The 16,233-nt window shown below is 63.8% G+C and carries 9 protein-coding genes and 2 pseudogenes; 7 read left to right on the top strand and 4 right to left on the bottom strand.

Annotated features, from left to right (window positions below; all coding sequences use genetic code 11):
* Positions 1-108 precede the first annotated feature (108 nt).
* Positions 109-2,817: an AAA family ATPase gene (locus ACVWWN_RS32915; protein ID WP_457147588.1), complete on the bottom strand. Its 2,709-nt coding sequence runs from the start codon at positions 2,815-2,817 to the stop codon at positions 109-111.
* A 361-nt stretch (positions 2,818-3,178) separates the two neighbouring features.
* On the opposite strand from ACVWWN_RS32915, the gene ACVWWN_RS32910 reads away from it, so the two are divergent.
* Together ACVWWN_RS32910 and ACVWWN_RS32905 are read left to right on the top strand one after the other, a co-directional pair.
* On the top strand, positions 3,179-4,546 hold the full coding sequence (locus tag ACVWWN_RS32910) for a homogentisate 1,2-dioxygenase (protein ID WP_457147587.1): 1,368 nt from the start codon (positions 3,179-3,181) through the stop codon (positions 4,544-4,546).
* A 126-nt stretch (positions 4,547-4,672) separates the two neighbouring features.
* Positions 4,673-5,425 (top strand): alpha/beta fold hydrolase, encoded by a 753-nt coding sequence (locus ACVWWN_RS32905; RefSeq protein ID WP_457149366.1) that lies wholly within the window; start codon positions 4,673-4,675, stop codon positions 5,423-5,425.
* A gap of 380 nt (positions 5,426-5,805) precedes the next feature.
* Here the strand turns inward: ACVWWN_RS32905 and ACVWWN_RS32900 are convergent, their stop codons facing one another.
* Positions 5,806-7,005: a branched-chain amino acid ABC transporter substrate-binding protein gene (locus ACVWWN_RS32900; protein WP_457149365.1), complete on the bottom strand. Its 1,200-nt coding sequence runs from the start codon at positions 7,003-7,005 to the stop codon at positions 5,806-5,808.
* A 354-nt stretch (positions 7,006-7,359) separates the two neighbouring features.
* Complete coding sequence (locus ACVWWN_RS32895; protein ID WP_457147586.1) at positions 7,360-8,406, bottom strand: LLM class flavin-dependent oxidoreductase; 1,047 nt, start codon at positions 8,404-8,406, stop codon at positions 7,360-7,362.
* Positions 8,407-8,992: 586 nt separating this feature from the next.
* Here ACVWWN_RS32895 and ACVWWN_RS32890 point away from each other — a divergent pair.
* From ACVWWN_RS32890 to ACVWWN_RS32875, 4 genes and pseudogenes are all read left to right on the top strand, one after another.
* A complete protein-coding gene (locus tag ACVWWN_RS32890; protein ID WP_457147585.1) occupies positions 8,993-9,919 on the top strand; it encodes an aromatic prenyltransferase in 927 nt (308 codons plus the stop codon).
* A gap of 131 nt (positions 9,920-10,050) precedes the next feature.
* Positions 10,051-10,302 (top strand): annotated as a pseudogene (locus tag ACVWWN_RS32885) (SAM-dependent methyltransferase); the annotation flags it as partial.
* A 23-nt stretch (positions 10,303-10,325) separates the two neighbouring features.
* Positions 10,326-10,745: pseudogene (locus tag ACVWWN_RS32880) on the top strand (hypothetical protein); the annotation flags it as partial.
* 339 nt (positions 10,746-11,084) lie between these two features.
* Positions 11,085-12,008: a TIGR03564 family F420-dependent LLM class oxidoreductase gene (locus tag ACVWWN_RS32875; RefSeq protein ID WP_457147584.1), complete on the top strand. Its 924-nt coding sequence runs from the start codon at positions 11,085-11,087 to the stop codon at positions 12,006-12,008.
* A 37-nt stretch (positions 12,009-12,045) separates the two neighbouring features.
* On the opposite strand, the gene ACVWWN_RS32870 is transcribed toward ACVWWN_RS32875, so the two are convergent.
* Positions 12,046-14,769 (bottom strand): AAA family ATPase, encoded by a 2,724-nt coding sequence (locus ACVWWN_RS32870; protein ID WP_457147583.1) that lies wholly within the window; start codon positions 14,767-14,769, stop codon positions 12,046-12,048.
* A gap of 495 nt (positions 14,770-15,264) precedes the next feature.
* On the opposite strand from ACVWWN_RS32870, the gene ACVWWN_RS32865 reads away from it, so the two are divergent.
* A complete protein-coding gene (locus tag ACVWWN_RS32865) occupies positions 15,265-16,188 on the top strand; it encodes an MBL fold metallo-hydrolase (RefSeq protein WP_457147582.1) in 924 nt (307 codons plus the stop codon).
* Positions 16,189-16,233: the final 45 nt, after the last annotated feature.

Here is a 16,233-nt window from a genome sequence, read left to right as displayed (position 1 = left end):
ATAGCAGCGCCACGCGAGATCAACTCTGGCCCTTCACATATGTTCGTCCCGCAGTGCAGAAGCGAAATGTGGACGAATGCTGCAAGACATCTGCATGAGTCGACTCACTCATATCACCTGTGGCAATTCGGTTCTCGACGAAATGGCGAGTTTGGTATAGATCTTGCGCAGGTGATATTCGACGGTGCGTGGGCTGATGAACAATTGACCGCCGATTTCGGTGTTGGACAGCCCATCTCGGGCAAGTCGCGCGATCTGCGCTTCCCGAGAAGTCAGTTCCCCTGTGGACTCTTCGCCGGCAGCGGCCGCGCTGCCACCGGTCGCTTTCAGCTCCCGCAGGCTGCGCTTGGCGAACGCTTCGAAACCCATCGACACAAAAAGTTTGTGTGCGATCGCCAACTGCGCGCGGGCATGGATTCGGCGTCTGTGGCGGCGTAACCATTCGCCGTAGACGAGGTGTGCGCGGCCGAGGTCGGTGTGCGCTCGGGTTCGACTGAGGTGATCGATGGCCGCGGTGTAAAGAGTGTCGGCACGTGCGCTGGCGGTGAGGAGCGCCCGCGAGCGGGCCTCGATTCCGAGCGCCCAGTGGGTGCCGCTGGCCTGGGTGGCTTCGGCGAGGCGCTGAAGCGCATCTGCGGCGCGGTTCGGCTGGCCGTTTCGGGCGGACGCCTCGATGAGCTCAACCAAGGCCCAAAGGCTCAGCCCGACTTCGCGACGACTGCTGGCCCGTTCGGCGACGGGGATCGCTTCGGCGTACCGACCCGAAGCGTTGTAGTGCACGGCGGCGGCCCATTCGACGATGGTCAGGCCGCTGCCTTCCCCGCGGTGCTCAACGCTGTTCGCGCTGACATTCACCAGCGGCCCGATGTCCTCGACTCCTCGCCAGGCCGTCAGCACCACGGCACCGTAATTCAGCGGTTCACTGCGCGTGAGTTGTGTCAACGCTTGCGACTCGTCGTGCAGCATGGTGGCGGCGTCGAGCTTGCCGCTGCTGAGCTCGAGACCGACGCGGGCGCGCAGCGCGATCGGCAGCACGCTGAGTGCACCAATCTGGCGCGCGCGCTTGATCTGCCGCGCGGACAGCAGATCCCAGGCCTCGTCGTCCCACAACTCCATGGCCACCCGAGAAGCGAGCCATAGCCAGCGCAGGTGAGGTAAGTCGGCGATGTCTTCGCTGCGAAGTGCGCTCAATGCCTGCTGCAACCCTGGCGCCGCCGCCTTCGAGCCCTCGGTGATCAGCAGGGCGAGCCCGTCCAGCAGATGATCGAACGGGGTCGGCGGTGATGCACAGGGCTTCGTAACCCGCGCGCATCCGGCAATGCGTTGCAATGCGTCGTCTCCGGCCAGCCGGCCGGCGAACAGGGCCGCGACGAAAGCGTCGAGCAGCGTGTAGCGGGTCATCGCCGGGTCCAGACGACTGAACCGGTGGGCGGCCTTCAGCAGGAGCTCTGGCGCATCGCGGCCGCGATTCATCACGAAGGCGAGCCTGGCTCGGATCAGTTCCGCGTTGGCGCGGTTCAGTTTGTCAAGGCTTGCTGTCTCCGCGACGCGCAGCATGGCCGTGGCTGTGTCTGGATCTCCCGCGTCTTGCTTGGCCGTAGCGGCTGCCAACGCCCGTTCAGCGCGTCGGTTCAGATCGGTTGTCAGTTCGACCGATTTGGCCAGAAACGCGGCGGATGCGGCAATTCCTCCTCTCGCCTGGGCCAAGGAGGCCGACGCTACGAGTTCGTCGGCGATCGCATCGTCGGGGCCTGCCACTCCCAGGGCCCGATGCCATACCTGTCGGACCGGGTCCGATTCGGGTTCAATCACTTCGGCTAGCGCTCGATGGACACGCAGGCGTTTCTCGAGGGTTGCCGTGCGGTAGGCCGCCAACCGCGCAAGAGGATGACGAAACCGAACCCGTGCGCCGAATTCGAGTAACCCTGCGGAGACGGCCGCCGCACCAGCCTGCCGGTGAATACCTAACCGCTCGGCGGCGCGCCACACGGTGATCGCGTCGCCGGTCGACTCGGCGGCGGCCACCAGCGACAGTAGTTTCGACTCGGACGGAAGCGCGTCGAATTGCCGACGAAACGCTTCCTCGATGTCGGTCGACGGCCCTGACGCGGCCGGCATACCGAATCCGCCGGCAAGCTCGGCGGGTGACATCGCCTTGGGCAGTTCCAGCAGGGTCAACGGGACGCCTTGCGTTTCGGCGACGATGCGCTCGAGCACTTGCTCGTCGAGCGGTGCTCGCAGCGCGCACGTCAACAAGGCGCGGGCGTCATCATCGCGCAGCCCCGTCAGCTCCAGTTCGGGCAGTCCTTCTAGCTCAGGACCGGATCCGCTGGTGGCGAATATCATTGCGACCGGGTCGTCGCGCAACCGCCGGCCGACGAACGCAAGCGCTTGCGCTGATGCTTGGTCCAGCAGGTGCTCGTTATCGATGACACAGAGCAGGGGCTGCTCGGCGGAGGCTTCCGAGAACAGCCGTGACGTCGCCAGTCCGATCAATAACCGGTCGGGCACATCGCCGGTCGTCATGCCGAAGGTGAGTCTGAGCGCGTCCTGTTGGGGCTCTGGCAGCCGGTCCAGCTTGTCGATGATCGGTGTACACACCTGATGCAGCGCTGCGAACGCCAGCGCCGATTCTGATTCGGAACCGGTGGCCCTGATCACCTTGAACCCGCGCGCGGACGTGACGGCATAGTCCAGCAGTGCGGTTTTACCAACGCCCGGTACGCCTCGCAGCACCAGTACTCGGCTCGCACCGCGGCGCACCACGTCGAGCATTTCGTTGAGTTGCCCGCATTCACGGGTCCTACCCAGCAGCAACTGAATTCCACCTCCTTTCGGCCTATCGCGTTTTGACGCGTCACCGTTCAAATCATGACCAAATTTGCGGACCATATGCCGACCTACTGGGGCGCAGCGGTGGAAACTGGTGTGTCACTGGTGGTCTGGACTAGGGCTATTACGGATGCGCCGACTGGGCCGAGTCGTGGCAGTGTGGCGTTGCCCGATCGCCTATCGCACCTGCGCCCGATTGGGCCGACCCCCGGCATCGACGCCGGAGCCGATGTCCGTGTTCGAGGTGTCCGAGAAGATGCGGACTGAGGCGAATGGCGCCTGCGAGACCGCTAAGACAGAAAATTCGGTGAGCGCTACGCAGCGCCAAGGATGGAGTTGACTGCCAGTGATCGAGACTGAGCACGCTGTACGAAAAGCCGCCCGCACCAAAGCGTCTTCGCTGAAGTATTCAACCGGGTTCGGCAATGAGCACAACAGCGAGGCGCTGCCGGGGGCACTGCCGATTGGCCGCAATACGCCCCAACGGCCGCCCCACGGGTTGTACACCGAGCTTCTGTCCGGCACTGCTTTCACCGAGCTGCGGCAGAACACCCGCCGCACGTGGCTCTATCGGATCCGGCCCTCAACGCTGCACCCGCCGTTCGCGCGCATCGACAATGGGACCCTGCTGGCACCACCATTCAGTGAGAGCCCGGTGGACCCGAATCGGCGATACTGGGCACCCCGACCAGCACCGGTGGTCGGAACTGATTTCGTGTCAGGCCTTTGGACCTTGGGCGGCAATGGCGCCCCGGCGCTAAGACATGGCGCAGCGATACACCTCTACACCGCCGACACTTCAATGACGAACCGGGTGTTCAGTAATGCCGACGGTGAAATGCTGATCGTCCCCGAGCTGGGCAGTTTGCTGATATACACGGAACTCGGCGCGCTCAGTGTGGAGCCGGGCTCGATCGCCATCGTGCCGCGGGCGATCAAGTTCCGCGTCGAGATTCAGGCGGGTGACGACCCCGAGGCGTCCGGGTTCGTCCGCGGCTACGTGTGCGAGAACTTCGGTACGGCGTTTTCTCTCCCCGAACTCGGGTTCATGGGCCAGAGCGGAATGTCGAACCCGCGCGACTTCCGGGCGCCGGTCGCCGAATACGAGGAGACAGCGGGACCCGTTGAGGTGGTCCACAAGCTCGCAGGAAGTCTATGGAGCTCGACGTACGATCACTCACCGCTCGACGTGGTCGCGTGGCACGGGTCCAGCGTCCCTTACGTTTACAATCTTCGAGACTTCCAGGTGCTGGGCAGCGTTACCTTCGACCACGCCGACCCATCCCGCTACACGGTGCTGACTTCAGCCACCGCCACACCAGGACTTGGAAATGTGGATTTCTCCGCTGTGGTTCCCGAGTGGCTGGCGAACGAGGACACTTTCCGCCCACCGTACTTCCACCGCAATGTCAGCTCGGAACTCGTCGGCGTCGTCGAGGCCTCCGCAACTGTCCCCGGCTACCAGCGCGGCATGGTCGCACTGACCAACATGCTGAGCGCACACGGCATCGGCGCAGCCGCCTGGGAACTGGCAACGAACGCCGACCCAGTTGCGCCGATCAAAACCGACGGCATAATCATCATGTTCGAGACCCAGTGGCCCATCGCCGTCACTGCGCAAGCTGCCGCGGCCGTCGGCGTCACCGATGAAACGCGCAGCGACGCGCAGAAGCTGGAAAGCCACTTCCGACCTGATGCCAGGACGCCGCGATGAACAGGCTTCTGCACCAAGGGCGCCAGTGTCCACCCGAGGGAGGATGGGCACCACGTGCTGGTAGACCACTCGGTTGAGACCTTGCTGGGGTCGGTGCGAGTGCAGGTTGGCGGCAGCGGCGACGCGATGTTGTTCTGGCCGAGCCTGCTCATGACGGGTGACATGTGGGCAGCGCAGGCCGACCACTTCGGCACTGGCCATCAAGTAATCCTCGTCGATCCGCCCGGCTTCGGTGAAAGCCAGAAGCTCACGAAGACTTTCACTTTCGAAGAATGCGCCCGCTGCATCGCCGACATTCTCGACGGCCTCGGCGTGAAGCGCGCGCATTTCATCGGCAACTCGTGGGGCGGCATGATCGGCGGCACGTTCGCAGCCACCTACCCCGATCGCGTGGGCAGTACGGTGCTGCTGAACGGCACGGCGTCGGCTGCGGGCATCTGGCAGAAACTCGAGTACGGCTTCATGCTGCGGATGGCCGGGCTGCTCGGCGGGATCCGGCCGCCGCTGACCCGTTCGGTGCTCAAGGGGTTCCTCGGGCCGACGACGTTTCGCACCCGGCCCGATGTCGTGGCATTCGTGCGCGACTCGGTGCAGCGATTCGACCTGCGGTCGGGCGGGTGGGCGGTTCATAGTGTGGTGCCGCGACGGCCGGATCAACGGGCGCTTCTGGCCACGGTCAAGACGCCCGTGCTGGTGGTCGCCGGCGTCGAAGACGCGACGTTTTCCGTTGAGGAGACGATGGCGATGGCCGAGGCGATTCCCGGCGCGGCCGTGTCCGTGCTCGAAGGGGTCGCCCACCTGGCCGCGCTCGAGGACCCGGCCCGCATCAATTCGTTGATCACCGAGTTCCTCGCGACGGGTCGCGTCGTTGCACATTAGCCGCGGTGAGCAGAGCGACCGCACCGACTGCTCCTGACGAAACGCGCGACACTGGCGTTCTTCAGTATCCGATCGAGGGAAGGTAGGGGCCACGCGGCTGCCCATACAGCCCAGTGACATCAAGTTGAGCAGGTAGACGATTTGGAGTCGTTGTTCGCGACACCAGCGCAATAGCTCGTCGTTGGCGAGGGGCACCAGAAATTCAGTCCAGGTGAAGGTGTCCGTGCAACAGTAGTGTCCTCACGTCAGGCGGCGCGGTGGCCGCGCAAGCCCTCTACACGCCTCGCAAGGGTGGCTGACAAAATGAATACAGCTGTGCGCAGGGAACGTCGGCCTTCAAGATGGCCGACGGTCGACGATGAGTCGACGTGAAGACATGACTATTGAACCCGGTACATCCAGATGAGGTTGCTCTTGAGTTCGCCGTCCGAGGTCCACTGGTACTGGCGCGCCACCCCCTGGCCTTGATAGTTGCGGATGAAGTCGAGCATGGCCGGCCGTGTGAAGTGGCCGGAGTCGATGGCCCTGAGCATGATCGTGGCGAGATCATAACTTTCGGCACTGTAGGTACCGGGCGGCTGGCTGAACATGCGGCTGTATGCATCGGCGAAGGGGCCTGCTGATGGAGCGCACGGGCAGGACAGGATTGCGCCGGCCGATGACTCACCGGCTTGTTTGACGAATTCGACGTCGTTGGCAGCGTCTCCGGTGGCGAAGGTAGCGGTTACGTTCGCCGTTCTCAATTGTGCAACCAGCAGTGCCGCCTCGGCGTAATACCCGCCGTAGAAGATTGCGTCCGGCGCCGCGGCCGAGAGTTGGGCCACCGCGGCAGAAAAGTCCTTATCGCCCCTCTTCACTTCGACGTTGCAGGCAGAGTCGGCAGCTCCGAGCGTTTGACGTACCGCTTGAGCCAGTCCTAGGCCGTAGTCGGTGCTGTCGTCGACGACGCATACCTTCTTGTCACCCAACGCTTTCGTCAGATAGTTGGCGACCGACGGCCCCTGCACCGCATCGTTGGCCAAACCGCGAAAAAATGTCTTCCAGCCCTCGTTCGCCAGGGTGACGTTGGTCGCCGAGGGCGTGATCGCAGCCAAATCCGCCTGATCGAACAATGCACCGGTGGCCTTGGTCTCTCCCGAGTTCCCTGGGCCGATCACACCGATGATGGCGGGGTCGTCGATCATTTGCGGTGCGATTTCGACCGCCTTCTGTGGGTCACCCTCGCTGTCAAAGGATTTCAGCTGCACCACGCAGTTCGGGTTGTGCGCGTTATGTTGGGCCACAGCTAAAGCGACACCGTCTCTGACATTGATTCCCAAGGCGGCATCCGGGCCGGTGAGTGCGGCCGTCATGGCGATCGACAATGGCGGGCATGCCGCATTGCCGCCCCCGCCGGGATCAGCCGGAACGACACTGACTGGCTTGGAGGCCTGACTGCCCTGTTCGTCGATCTGCGCAATACCGACGATTTTCAGCTCGGTATGCGAAGCATCAGGCACAGACTGCTGGCAGCCGGTCAGCGCCGTAAGGAGAATCGTCGAGCTCAACGCCACTATCGACCTCGCCGCTACAGCTGACATCGTCACCTCCACATAGTGTCTCAACGTCTTCGCTTGTCCCGCATTATTGACAAGGCCTGGCGGGCAGAAATCGATGCCGATTTTTGGGTGGAGAAGATCCCCGCCTGCGCCGACTTGCTGACAAGATGCACTGGGCGGTCGTCGGCGACTAGCACAACGCCTGTCCCGCTTGTCGGTGTACGCCGCGGGTTCGTGTTCACTTCGCGGCAGGCCCCACATTGCAGGCGGCTCGAGGACCAGGGAATCCGTGAGCACCCCAGTCCCTACCCCAGCGTCCGGCTTCCTTCTTCTGCGACACAGGAGCTCTCGCTTGCCGTGCTCGGTCACCAGGTTGACCCGGGTAGCTGCCCGGGACTATCTCTTCGCCGAGCTGGTCACTTCGGACGGTGTCCAGCCCAGTTTGGGTCCGAGTTTTTCGGCCATATCAGTGGTCATCTGCAGATAGTCGTCTTCCTCGAAGTCGAACGGCAGCGCGAAGGCCGCGTCGTCGGCCCGTTGGAAACCGGCGTGTGCCTGCAACTGGTCGGCGAGCTCGTCACAGGTTCCGACGAGGTCGGGGGAGAACAGCACCTGCCGGGGTCCGTGGGACGCCCGGGTCCGGTCGAGCCGCGCGTCTGCATAGGCTCGGTATTTTCGAACCTGCGCCGGCGACGCCGAATCAGTGGGGATCACAACCAGGCTCATCGTCACCGTGGCTCGATGTGGTGCCGGGTGTTTCGACCGGAACTCGTCGATCAACTCCGCCTGTATGCCTGCCGAATCGCTGCCCTGTGTGCCGTCTCGACTGACGAGGTTGCTGAGGAGGAAATTGCACCCCCGCTCACCAGCCCACCTGGCCGATGACTTGCTTATCGCGCCGTACCACACGCGGTCGGCCAAGCCCGGCGACTGCGGTTGCACGGTGTGCATGAACTGGTCGATGCCCACCGTCCCCTCGAAGTCGCTGACCGGTTCACCGCGCAGGCAGTCCAATAGCCGCACCACCCGGTCTTTGGAGAAGTCCTCGACGTCGTGCGTACCGGGATACAACTTGGTTTTGTAGTGCTCGTAGAGGTGCGGCACACCCACGGACACTCCGGCATTGATGCGACCACCGGAGAGAAGGTCGACGGTGGCGAGATCCTCTGCCAGGCGCACCGGGTTCTCCAGGCCCAACGGGATAACCGCGGTGCCGATCTGTATTCGGGTGGTGCGCTGAGTCGCTGCGGCCATCACGGCGACCGGCGAGGAAATGCCGGCCTGCAGGTGCCGCTGACGCACCCATACGGTGTCGAAACCCAGCGTCTCGGCCTGCTCGATGAGCCTCAGCGTCTGTTCATGTCCGGGTCTGGGATCAGCTGGGTCGAACCGGCCGATGGTCAAAAAACCCAATCTGGTTAATGGCGTGGTGCGCATGGCCATGACCTTCTTTCAGTGGTCGATGAGGTCGACACTATCGTCGGTCATACATGACCCTCCGGATCATGCTGTCTACCAGTGTTACTCGAGACGGCCTCATTGGAAGTGGCAATTGCAGGGGTAACTGCGATCAACACCAGGGTGCGAACTGGGGATGTCACGGATGCCCAGTGCGGTAATGGTTGGCGAAACTGACGGGATTGATCTCGCTGATCGCATGGAGACTATATGGGCATGACATCCGTGGCCCGCCGGCATACCATGCCGCCGAAAGCAGTCGTCGAGTATTTCCAGCGATACCTTAGGGTATACGAAATATTCTGTTAAGAAGGAGAGTTCATGATTGGCTGCGTCAAACCGGCCTGGGCAACAAACGATTAGGAAGTTCGGCTTCTCACACATTGGATAACTCCCGGTGCCCGCAGCGTTGAAGGACGTGAACCAGTTGATTCGGCGGACCGAATCACGATGCGTCTCCGCGACTTTAGGGCGTTGGATCTTCGCCGAGTCGACGATGTCCGTGCAGTCAGCAATAAGCGTTCCGCGGCAAGAATGTCGATGGGCGACCGACGGGATCGGAGCTAGACAAGTGAGACAAACGCGAGCCAGGTTTTCGCGCCCAATCTTCTTGCGCGATCTGGAGTCCACGGCCATCGCACTCGGAGCGCCGTACTCGATACCCGTCGCCAACAGGGTCATTGACGCCTATGCCGGAAGTTTCCGAGAGGGCGCCGTGCTGTGGCGGGCTACGAGCCGACCAGGTGACGCGATCAACTACCGCTTCTATGAACGTCACCCGACCGACACAATCGGAAAGGCCATCAGGGCCGGACTGCTCGACGAACACAGCAGGATGGCGGCGTTGGCCAGGCAATGGAGCGCGCGGTATCCCGAAGCGGTGGAACTCTGCGACTTCGATAGTGAGCGCGGGCTATCAAAGACCTGGATCTATCTGGGTTCGGAACGGCCCCTTTCCGACATCCTGCGCGTGGCCGATACACCTGAGCCCGTGCGTCGTACGGGCCGCAAGCTTCGCCGGCTTGGTTTGGAGTCGGTGAGACACACGGCGGTCAACTATCTCGATAACACCATGAATTGGTACTTTCCCGTGGCCGGACCGCTGGATCAGCTGCGGTGTTCTCAGCTTGTTGCGCTAGCCGACGGCGAGCCACCGTCGCGATCGGTCTTCGGGGATATGAGTCGGTTCATACCGTCGGAGAGATTCACCTTTTCTGTCACGCTGACCGAACACGGTGAGGTGAAGCGAGTTGGCTTCTACGCCCTGAAATTGCCCAGCGGAAAGTGGCCGGCCATCAGCGGTCGGCTGATGAAGTTCTTTCAGACAGCACCATCCCGCGACATCGAGGAGATGAACGCACTGGCTTGGTCATTCGGCCGCGGTGGCGACAACTACATGAAGGCTGAACGTAGCTACAGTGGCCGGTTGGTCGAACTCATGAGGCAGTGGAACTCCCCGATGACCGCTACGACTGCTGAACTCGTTGGAGCCGAATGACTATGACATGTGATGGAACAAGCGAGGCGATTGACAGAACCGGGTCTGCGCCGCGCATTAGACCTTAGGAAGCACCGCCGGACGACGGCTATGCACTCGGTCGCACAGAAGTCGAGTACGAGCGGCTTGCGTTGCAGTCAAAGATCATCGAGCCGATCACGGCCCGGTTGCTCGATGCAGCTGGTGTCGGTCCGGGCATGCGTGTGCTGGATATCGGCACTGGCGTCGGCGATGTAGGCATACTCGCAGCAGAAAAAGTCGGTTGCTATGGGGAAGTCGTCGGAATCGACTGCGATCCCCAGGTGCTGCGCATCGCGAGGCGACGGGCGGCTGAGAGGCGCTACGCGAATGCGTCCTTTCAGGTCGGCACCGAAACACAACACGAAACCAGTGACGCTATGACTTCGTCACGGCCCGTCTCGTGTTGTGCCATCAGCCCGATCCAGTTCAGTTTCTGCGCACCGCCGCGTCGCTCGTGCGACCAGGTGGAGTGCTCGCCATCCATGACTCCGTTCTGCACGCGCCCCCGTTCTCGCAACCCCAATCGTCGGAATGGGATTACGCTATGAGTCTCGCGGCGCAGGTCCTAGGGGTCGTTCTGCCAAATCCCGACGCCGGCGCTCAAATGTTCGAGTTGTTTCGACGCGCGGGTTTGTCTGAGCCATCGGTTTCGTGCGAACTTCCGGTGGACGGCGGTGAGTCGTCGCCGTTCTACGAATGGTGTGTGCGGCAACTCTGCGCAGCTTGTTGCCTCACGGCGAAAGGCTTGGCGTCTATTCCGGGCGAGACCTGGAGAATCTGGCGCAGCGAATTCGTGAAAGCGTAGTTGCGGCCGGTGCGCAGATCGCTGGGCCACACCAATATTGCGGCTGGGCACAGATGTGATCGCAACAGCGGACGAGAACTTGAAGCTGAGTTCGCTAGGGTATTCCTAGGGTTGCCACGGATGCACTGAAAGCGGTGTGGCCTGCACTCTGACAGAGGCAGAGATGAATCGCCCCGGAGCTGGGGCTCAATCATGGGGGTCGATCAGCGCCTGGATGATCGTCGCGGCTCATCTCAGGCTGCTGCTGTGCGCCGGCATTGTCCCGCGCCCTCGATCGACGACTCGAGGTGTTCAAACATCTGGCAATTGGGACCCACACGACGAAAGAGTTTGATAGCGATGCAAATCACCCTGATGGGTTTGTTGGACAGTCGCCCGGATCGTTCGGCTGTCGACATCTACATTGACGAGCTCACCGCGGCTCGCGACCAAGGTTTCCGCCGGATGTGGACCACGCAATTGATGTGGGAACCGGATCTGCTGACGGTGATGGCCGCCGCGGTGGGGCAGGTCGACGGAATCGAGGTCGGAACGGCCGTGCTTCCGGTACAGGTTCAGCATCCGACACTGCTGGCGCAGCGCGCCCTTGTCGTCAACCAGGTCGCCGGCGGGCGGCTGCACCTGGGGCTGGGGGTGAATCATCCCGGTATCACCGAAGAGATGTGGGGGATACCGTTCGCGAAGCCGGTGCGGCTGATGCGCGAGTACCTCGACGGGTTGCTTCCGCTGTTGGACGGCAAGCCCGCAGATGCGGTCGGCGAACTGGTCACCACCCGCGCGACATTGCAGATCCCGGGGGCACCGGCACCGCAGGTGTACCTGGCGGCTCTGGGCCCGCAGATGTTGAAGCTGGCCGGGCGGCGTACCACGGGCACGGTGACGTTGTTGACGGGCCCCAAGACGTTGAGCGAACACATCGGGCCGACGTTGCGTGAGGCCGCGGAGGCCGCGGGTCGACCGGCGGGAGCGGCGCGGGTGGTCGCGGTGTTGCCGGTGAGTGTGACCGACGATGTTGATCCCGCGCGGGCGCTGGCAGCCGAGGAGTTCGCCATGCACGGGCAGTTGCCGTCCTATCGGGCGGTGCTGGATCGTGAGGGTTTCGCCGGACCTGAAGACGCCGCCCTGATCGGGGATGAAGCCACGGTGCTGGACCGCATCGCCGAGCTACGTGCAGGCGGAGTCGACGAGCTGGCGGCATATCCCCTTGGCGAGTCAGCCGAAATGCTTGATCGCACAAGAGCGCTTCTGCGCACCTGTCTGTAGACGTCCGTCACATCCTTCAGGATGCTGGCGACTCCGGCTAGCTCAGCGGTATTCGCGACAACGCGGCTCGTGACGAGATACCCAGCTTGCTGTACACCTTGCGCAGGTGGTATTCGACGGTGCGCGGGCTGATGAACAGCCGACCACCGATATCGGAGTTGGACAGTCCATCTCTGGCCATCCGGGCTATCTGGCCTTCTTGGGCGGTCAACTCAGGCGCCGGATGCTCCGCGGTCGCCGCGGGAGCGCCACCTGCGGCGCGCAATTCCCGCGCGCAGCGTTCTGCGAACCCGTCTAACCCGTTGGCGGCGAACATCTCATGTGCGACACGCAGATGCTCGCGCGCATCCAGGCGTCGTTTCTGGCGGCGTAGCCATTCCCCATACAGGAGATGCGCCCTGGCCAGATCCACCCGCGCACGCGTTTGGCTGAGCCGTTTGATCGCCTCCCGGTACAACGAGTCGGCCTCGGAGTCTCCGCTGACCAACGCGCGTGAGCGGGCGGCCAGTCCCAGCGCCCACTCGGTGCCGCTGACTGTAGCGGCCGTCGTCAGCCGATCGAGTGCTGCGGCGGCACGGACGCCGTCTCCATTGCGGACGTCGGCTTCGATCAGTTCGGGCACCGACCACATCGAGAGGCCGATTTCTTCGGGATGGCCGCAGGCCCGGGCCGCCGCATCGGCAGCCTCCGCGTATGACCCGATCCCGTTGTACATCACCGCCAATGCCCAGTCGATAACCGTCAGCCCGACGCCTTCCTCGCGCTGCTCGAGGTCTGCGCGGCTGGCATCGACACGCGTGCGGACGTCATCACTGTGGCCTCGCCAGGCCGCGAGCACCAGGGCGCCGTAGCCTTGTGGCTCGCCACTGATGATTTGCGTGAGCGATTCCATCTCATCGGCCAGCATGGTGGCCGCCTCGAGTCGGCCCGCAGTCAGTTCGACCACGAAGCGACTCCGAAGCGCAACGGGTAACACATTCAACGCGCCGACTTCGCGAGCCAATTCGATTTGCAGACCAGACAATTCGTACAGGGTCGCGTCGTCCCACATTTCCATCGCGACTCGCGAGGCCAGCCACAGCCACCGCACCTGCGTGGACGGCGAATCGCAGGCCACGGTCCGGAAAGTTTCCAGGACCCGTTCAACGTTCGCGGCTGCGGCGCGGTGGCCCTCGGTGATCAGCAAGCCGAGACCGTCAACAAGGAAGTCCAATACGGTGGACTCCGTCGCGCGGTGGGGCACCTGGCGCGCCGCCTCTGCCACCTGAACCAGGCCGGTGTCACCGGCCAGGCGGCCCGCGAACATGGCCGCGATGAATGCGTCGAGGATGGTTTGCCGGGCAAGCTTTGCGTCGAGCGGCCCGAGCCGGCGCGCCGCCTTCAGCAGTGACACCGTCGCGTCGCGGCGACGGTTCGTCGCGAAGGCCCCCCGCGCGCGGACCAGGTCGACGCGAGCGAGGTCGAGATCGTCGAGCGGCGCAGCCTGCGCGATGCCCAGCAGCACGCTGGCGGCCTCCGGGTCGCCGGCGTCCTGTTTGGCACCGGCTGCGGCCACGGCACGGCGGCCGCGCTGCGCGACGTCTTGGGTGAGCGCGACCGATTTCTCCAGGAAGGCGGCGCCGGCGGCAAGTCCGCCGCGAGCCTGGGCCACCGACGCTGACTCTTCGAGCTCGGCAGCGATCTCGTCGTCTGGCCCGGGGCTGCCGAAGGCCCGATGCCACGCGCGCCGAGCCGGATCGAGTTCGGGATCGATCGCCTGCGCAAGCGCCCGATGTGCACGCTGGCGTTCAGCCGGTGAGGCCCCCCGGTAGGCGGCCGACCGCGCCAGCGCGTGGCGAAAGTTCACGCGTGTGGAGATGTCGAGCAGTCCGGCGGTAACCGCCGGTGTCACCGCCTCATGCTCGATCCCGAGTTGCTCGGCCGCCCGCCACACCAGCGACGCATCACCGGTGGCCTCCGCGGCGGCCACAACTGCGAGTTCGCGTGTCTGCGTAGGCAGAGCGTCGAACCGCTGGCAGAAGCCGGCCTCGATCCGCGTGGCTACCCCGGCGCTGCCAGGCACACCGAAGCCGCCGGCGAGTTCTGCCGGCGTCATGCTCTTGGGCAGCTCCAACAGTGCGAGGGGATTTCCCCTTGTCTCGGCGATGATCCGGGTGGCCACGTGCGGGTCGAGCGGCCCTGAAAGGGCCGACTGGAGAAGGGCCCGTGCATCCTCGTCCCGCAGGCCGGTGACGTGCAGTTCAGGAAGGCCGGTGAGTTCGGCGGTGAGTTCTGAGGTGGTGAAGACCATTGCGACAGGCTCGGCCAACAGCCGGCGAGTCACGAAGCCCAGCGCCTGGCCGGAGGCATGGTCGAGCCATTGGCTGTTGTCGAGGACGCAGAGCAGGGGGCGTTCGCCCGACGCCTCGGAGAACAACCCGAGAACTCCTAGGCTGACGAGGAAGCATTCCGGGCTGGGGCCCGTCGTCAGGCCGATCGCGACGCTGAGCGCTTCGCGTTGCGGCTCTGGCAGTCGCGGCAGGTACTCCAATAACGGTGCGGTGAGCTGCTGCAGGGCCGCAAAGGGGAGTCCGCGTTCTGACTCGGATCCACCTGCTCGCAGCACGGTGAAATCCTGGGCGTGGTCGACAAGGTAGTTCAGCAGGGCGGACTTCCCGATGCCTGGCTCCCCGAGGATGATCAGCGGTTGACTCTCACCCCGGCGCACGGCGCCGAGCAAGTCTTTCAGCACGCCCAACTCACGGGCACGCCCGCGCAACATAACGGCACCTTAACGCTTGACCAGCGGCATCACACCGGGTTGTCACGAGGTGCCTGCCGGCGGAACTGCTGGGCGGCGGCTATGACAGGACTGTGCGCTACTGCACTGGGCAGGCGCCGGATGAGCACGGATATCAACCCGCGGATCGGGCGACAATCGTACTTGCACGCTTCCGCCGTCCCCCCGGTGGACCTACCAACCGCGGTCAGTGTCGTAAATTCGGCCGTGGCCCTTCGGCCCCAATCCGTTGGCCGGCAGTCGGGCTCGGCTCATATCAACACGGCCGGCCCGACCGGCGCTGCCCAAACGCATTGCGTCCCTTCATCGATTCGTTGACGATGTAGTCGGCGACGTTCGAATCAGACACCGTTCGTCGCGAGGGGGAAATGCACACCCGCTTCTGAAGTCGTATGCCCCTAGTGGCGCGGCGACGAAAACTGAAATCCCCGGCCAAAGCCGTGCCCTTCTGGGGGTGTCTTTGAAAGACTGACGGACATGGGCAATAACAGTGTGAGGATCGGCGGGGCCACTGTTACCCGAGTGGTCGAGCTGGAACTCGAATTGCCCCGCGCGCTCTTCCCTGATACCCCCGCGCCCGTGTGGCAGGAGAACGCCGATCTGTTGGTGTCTGAGTTCTGGCGTCCTGACACCGACACGTGGCGCATCGCTGTACAGACCTGGGTGGTCGAGGTCGACGGACTGACCGTGGTCGTCGACACCGGCCTCGGAAACGACCGCGACCGCCCCCAGATGCCGGCAGCCCACCAGCTGAGCACAGGCTTTCTGGACGCGGTGCGGTCCGCTGGTTTCGATCCAGCCGGCGTCGACGTCGTGATCAACACCCACATCCACACCGACCACGTCGGCTGGAACACCATGCTGGTCGGTGATCAGTGGGCGCCGACCTTCCCGAACGCGCGTTATCTGGTTCCTGAGGCCGACTACCGGTACTTCCACCCCGACAACGCCGACCAGCTGCCGCCGGCCCGCACCGAGGAGGAGCGCGCGCGACTGAATGGGATCCAGATTGTGTTCAACGACAGCATCATTCCGGTCGAATCGGCTGGACAGCTCGAAACATGGTCTCAGGATCGCCAGCTCAGCGAATCACTGCGGCTGCGCCCGGCGCCGGGCCACACCCCGGGGTCGTCGGTGCTGTGGCTGGACGCGGGATCGCCCTCGGTCTTCGTCGGCGACCTGACGCACTCGCCCCTGCAGCTTATTCGGCCCGATGATCCGTGCGCGTTCGACTTGGACTACCGCGCCGCGACGGCGACTCGCAAGCAGGTCCTCACCGAGGCATCGCACATGAGTGCCATCGTGCTGCCCGCGCACTACCCCGGTCGGGGCGGCGCCTCCATCGCGACGCACGCCGACGGGTTCACGGTGGGCGACTGGCTGGAGCTGTCCTCTATCTGACGCACTCAACGCTAGTGGCGTGTATTGAGCCTCAATACTTTTCGT

Source organism: Mycobacterium sp. URHB0021 (genome assembly GCF_054057895.1).
The sequence above is the reverse complement of the archived record's forward strand: the minus strand, read 5'-3'. Positions and strand labels throughout refer to the sequence as shown.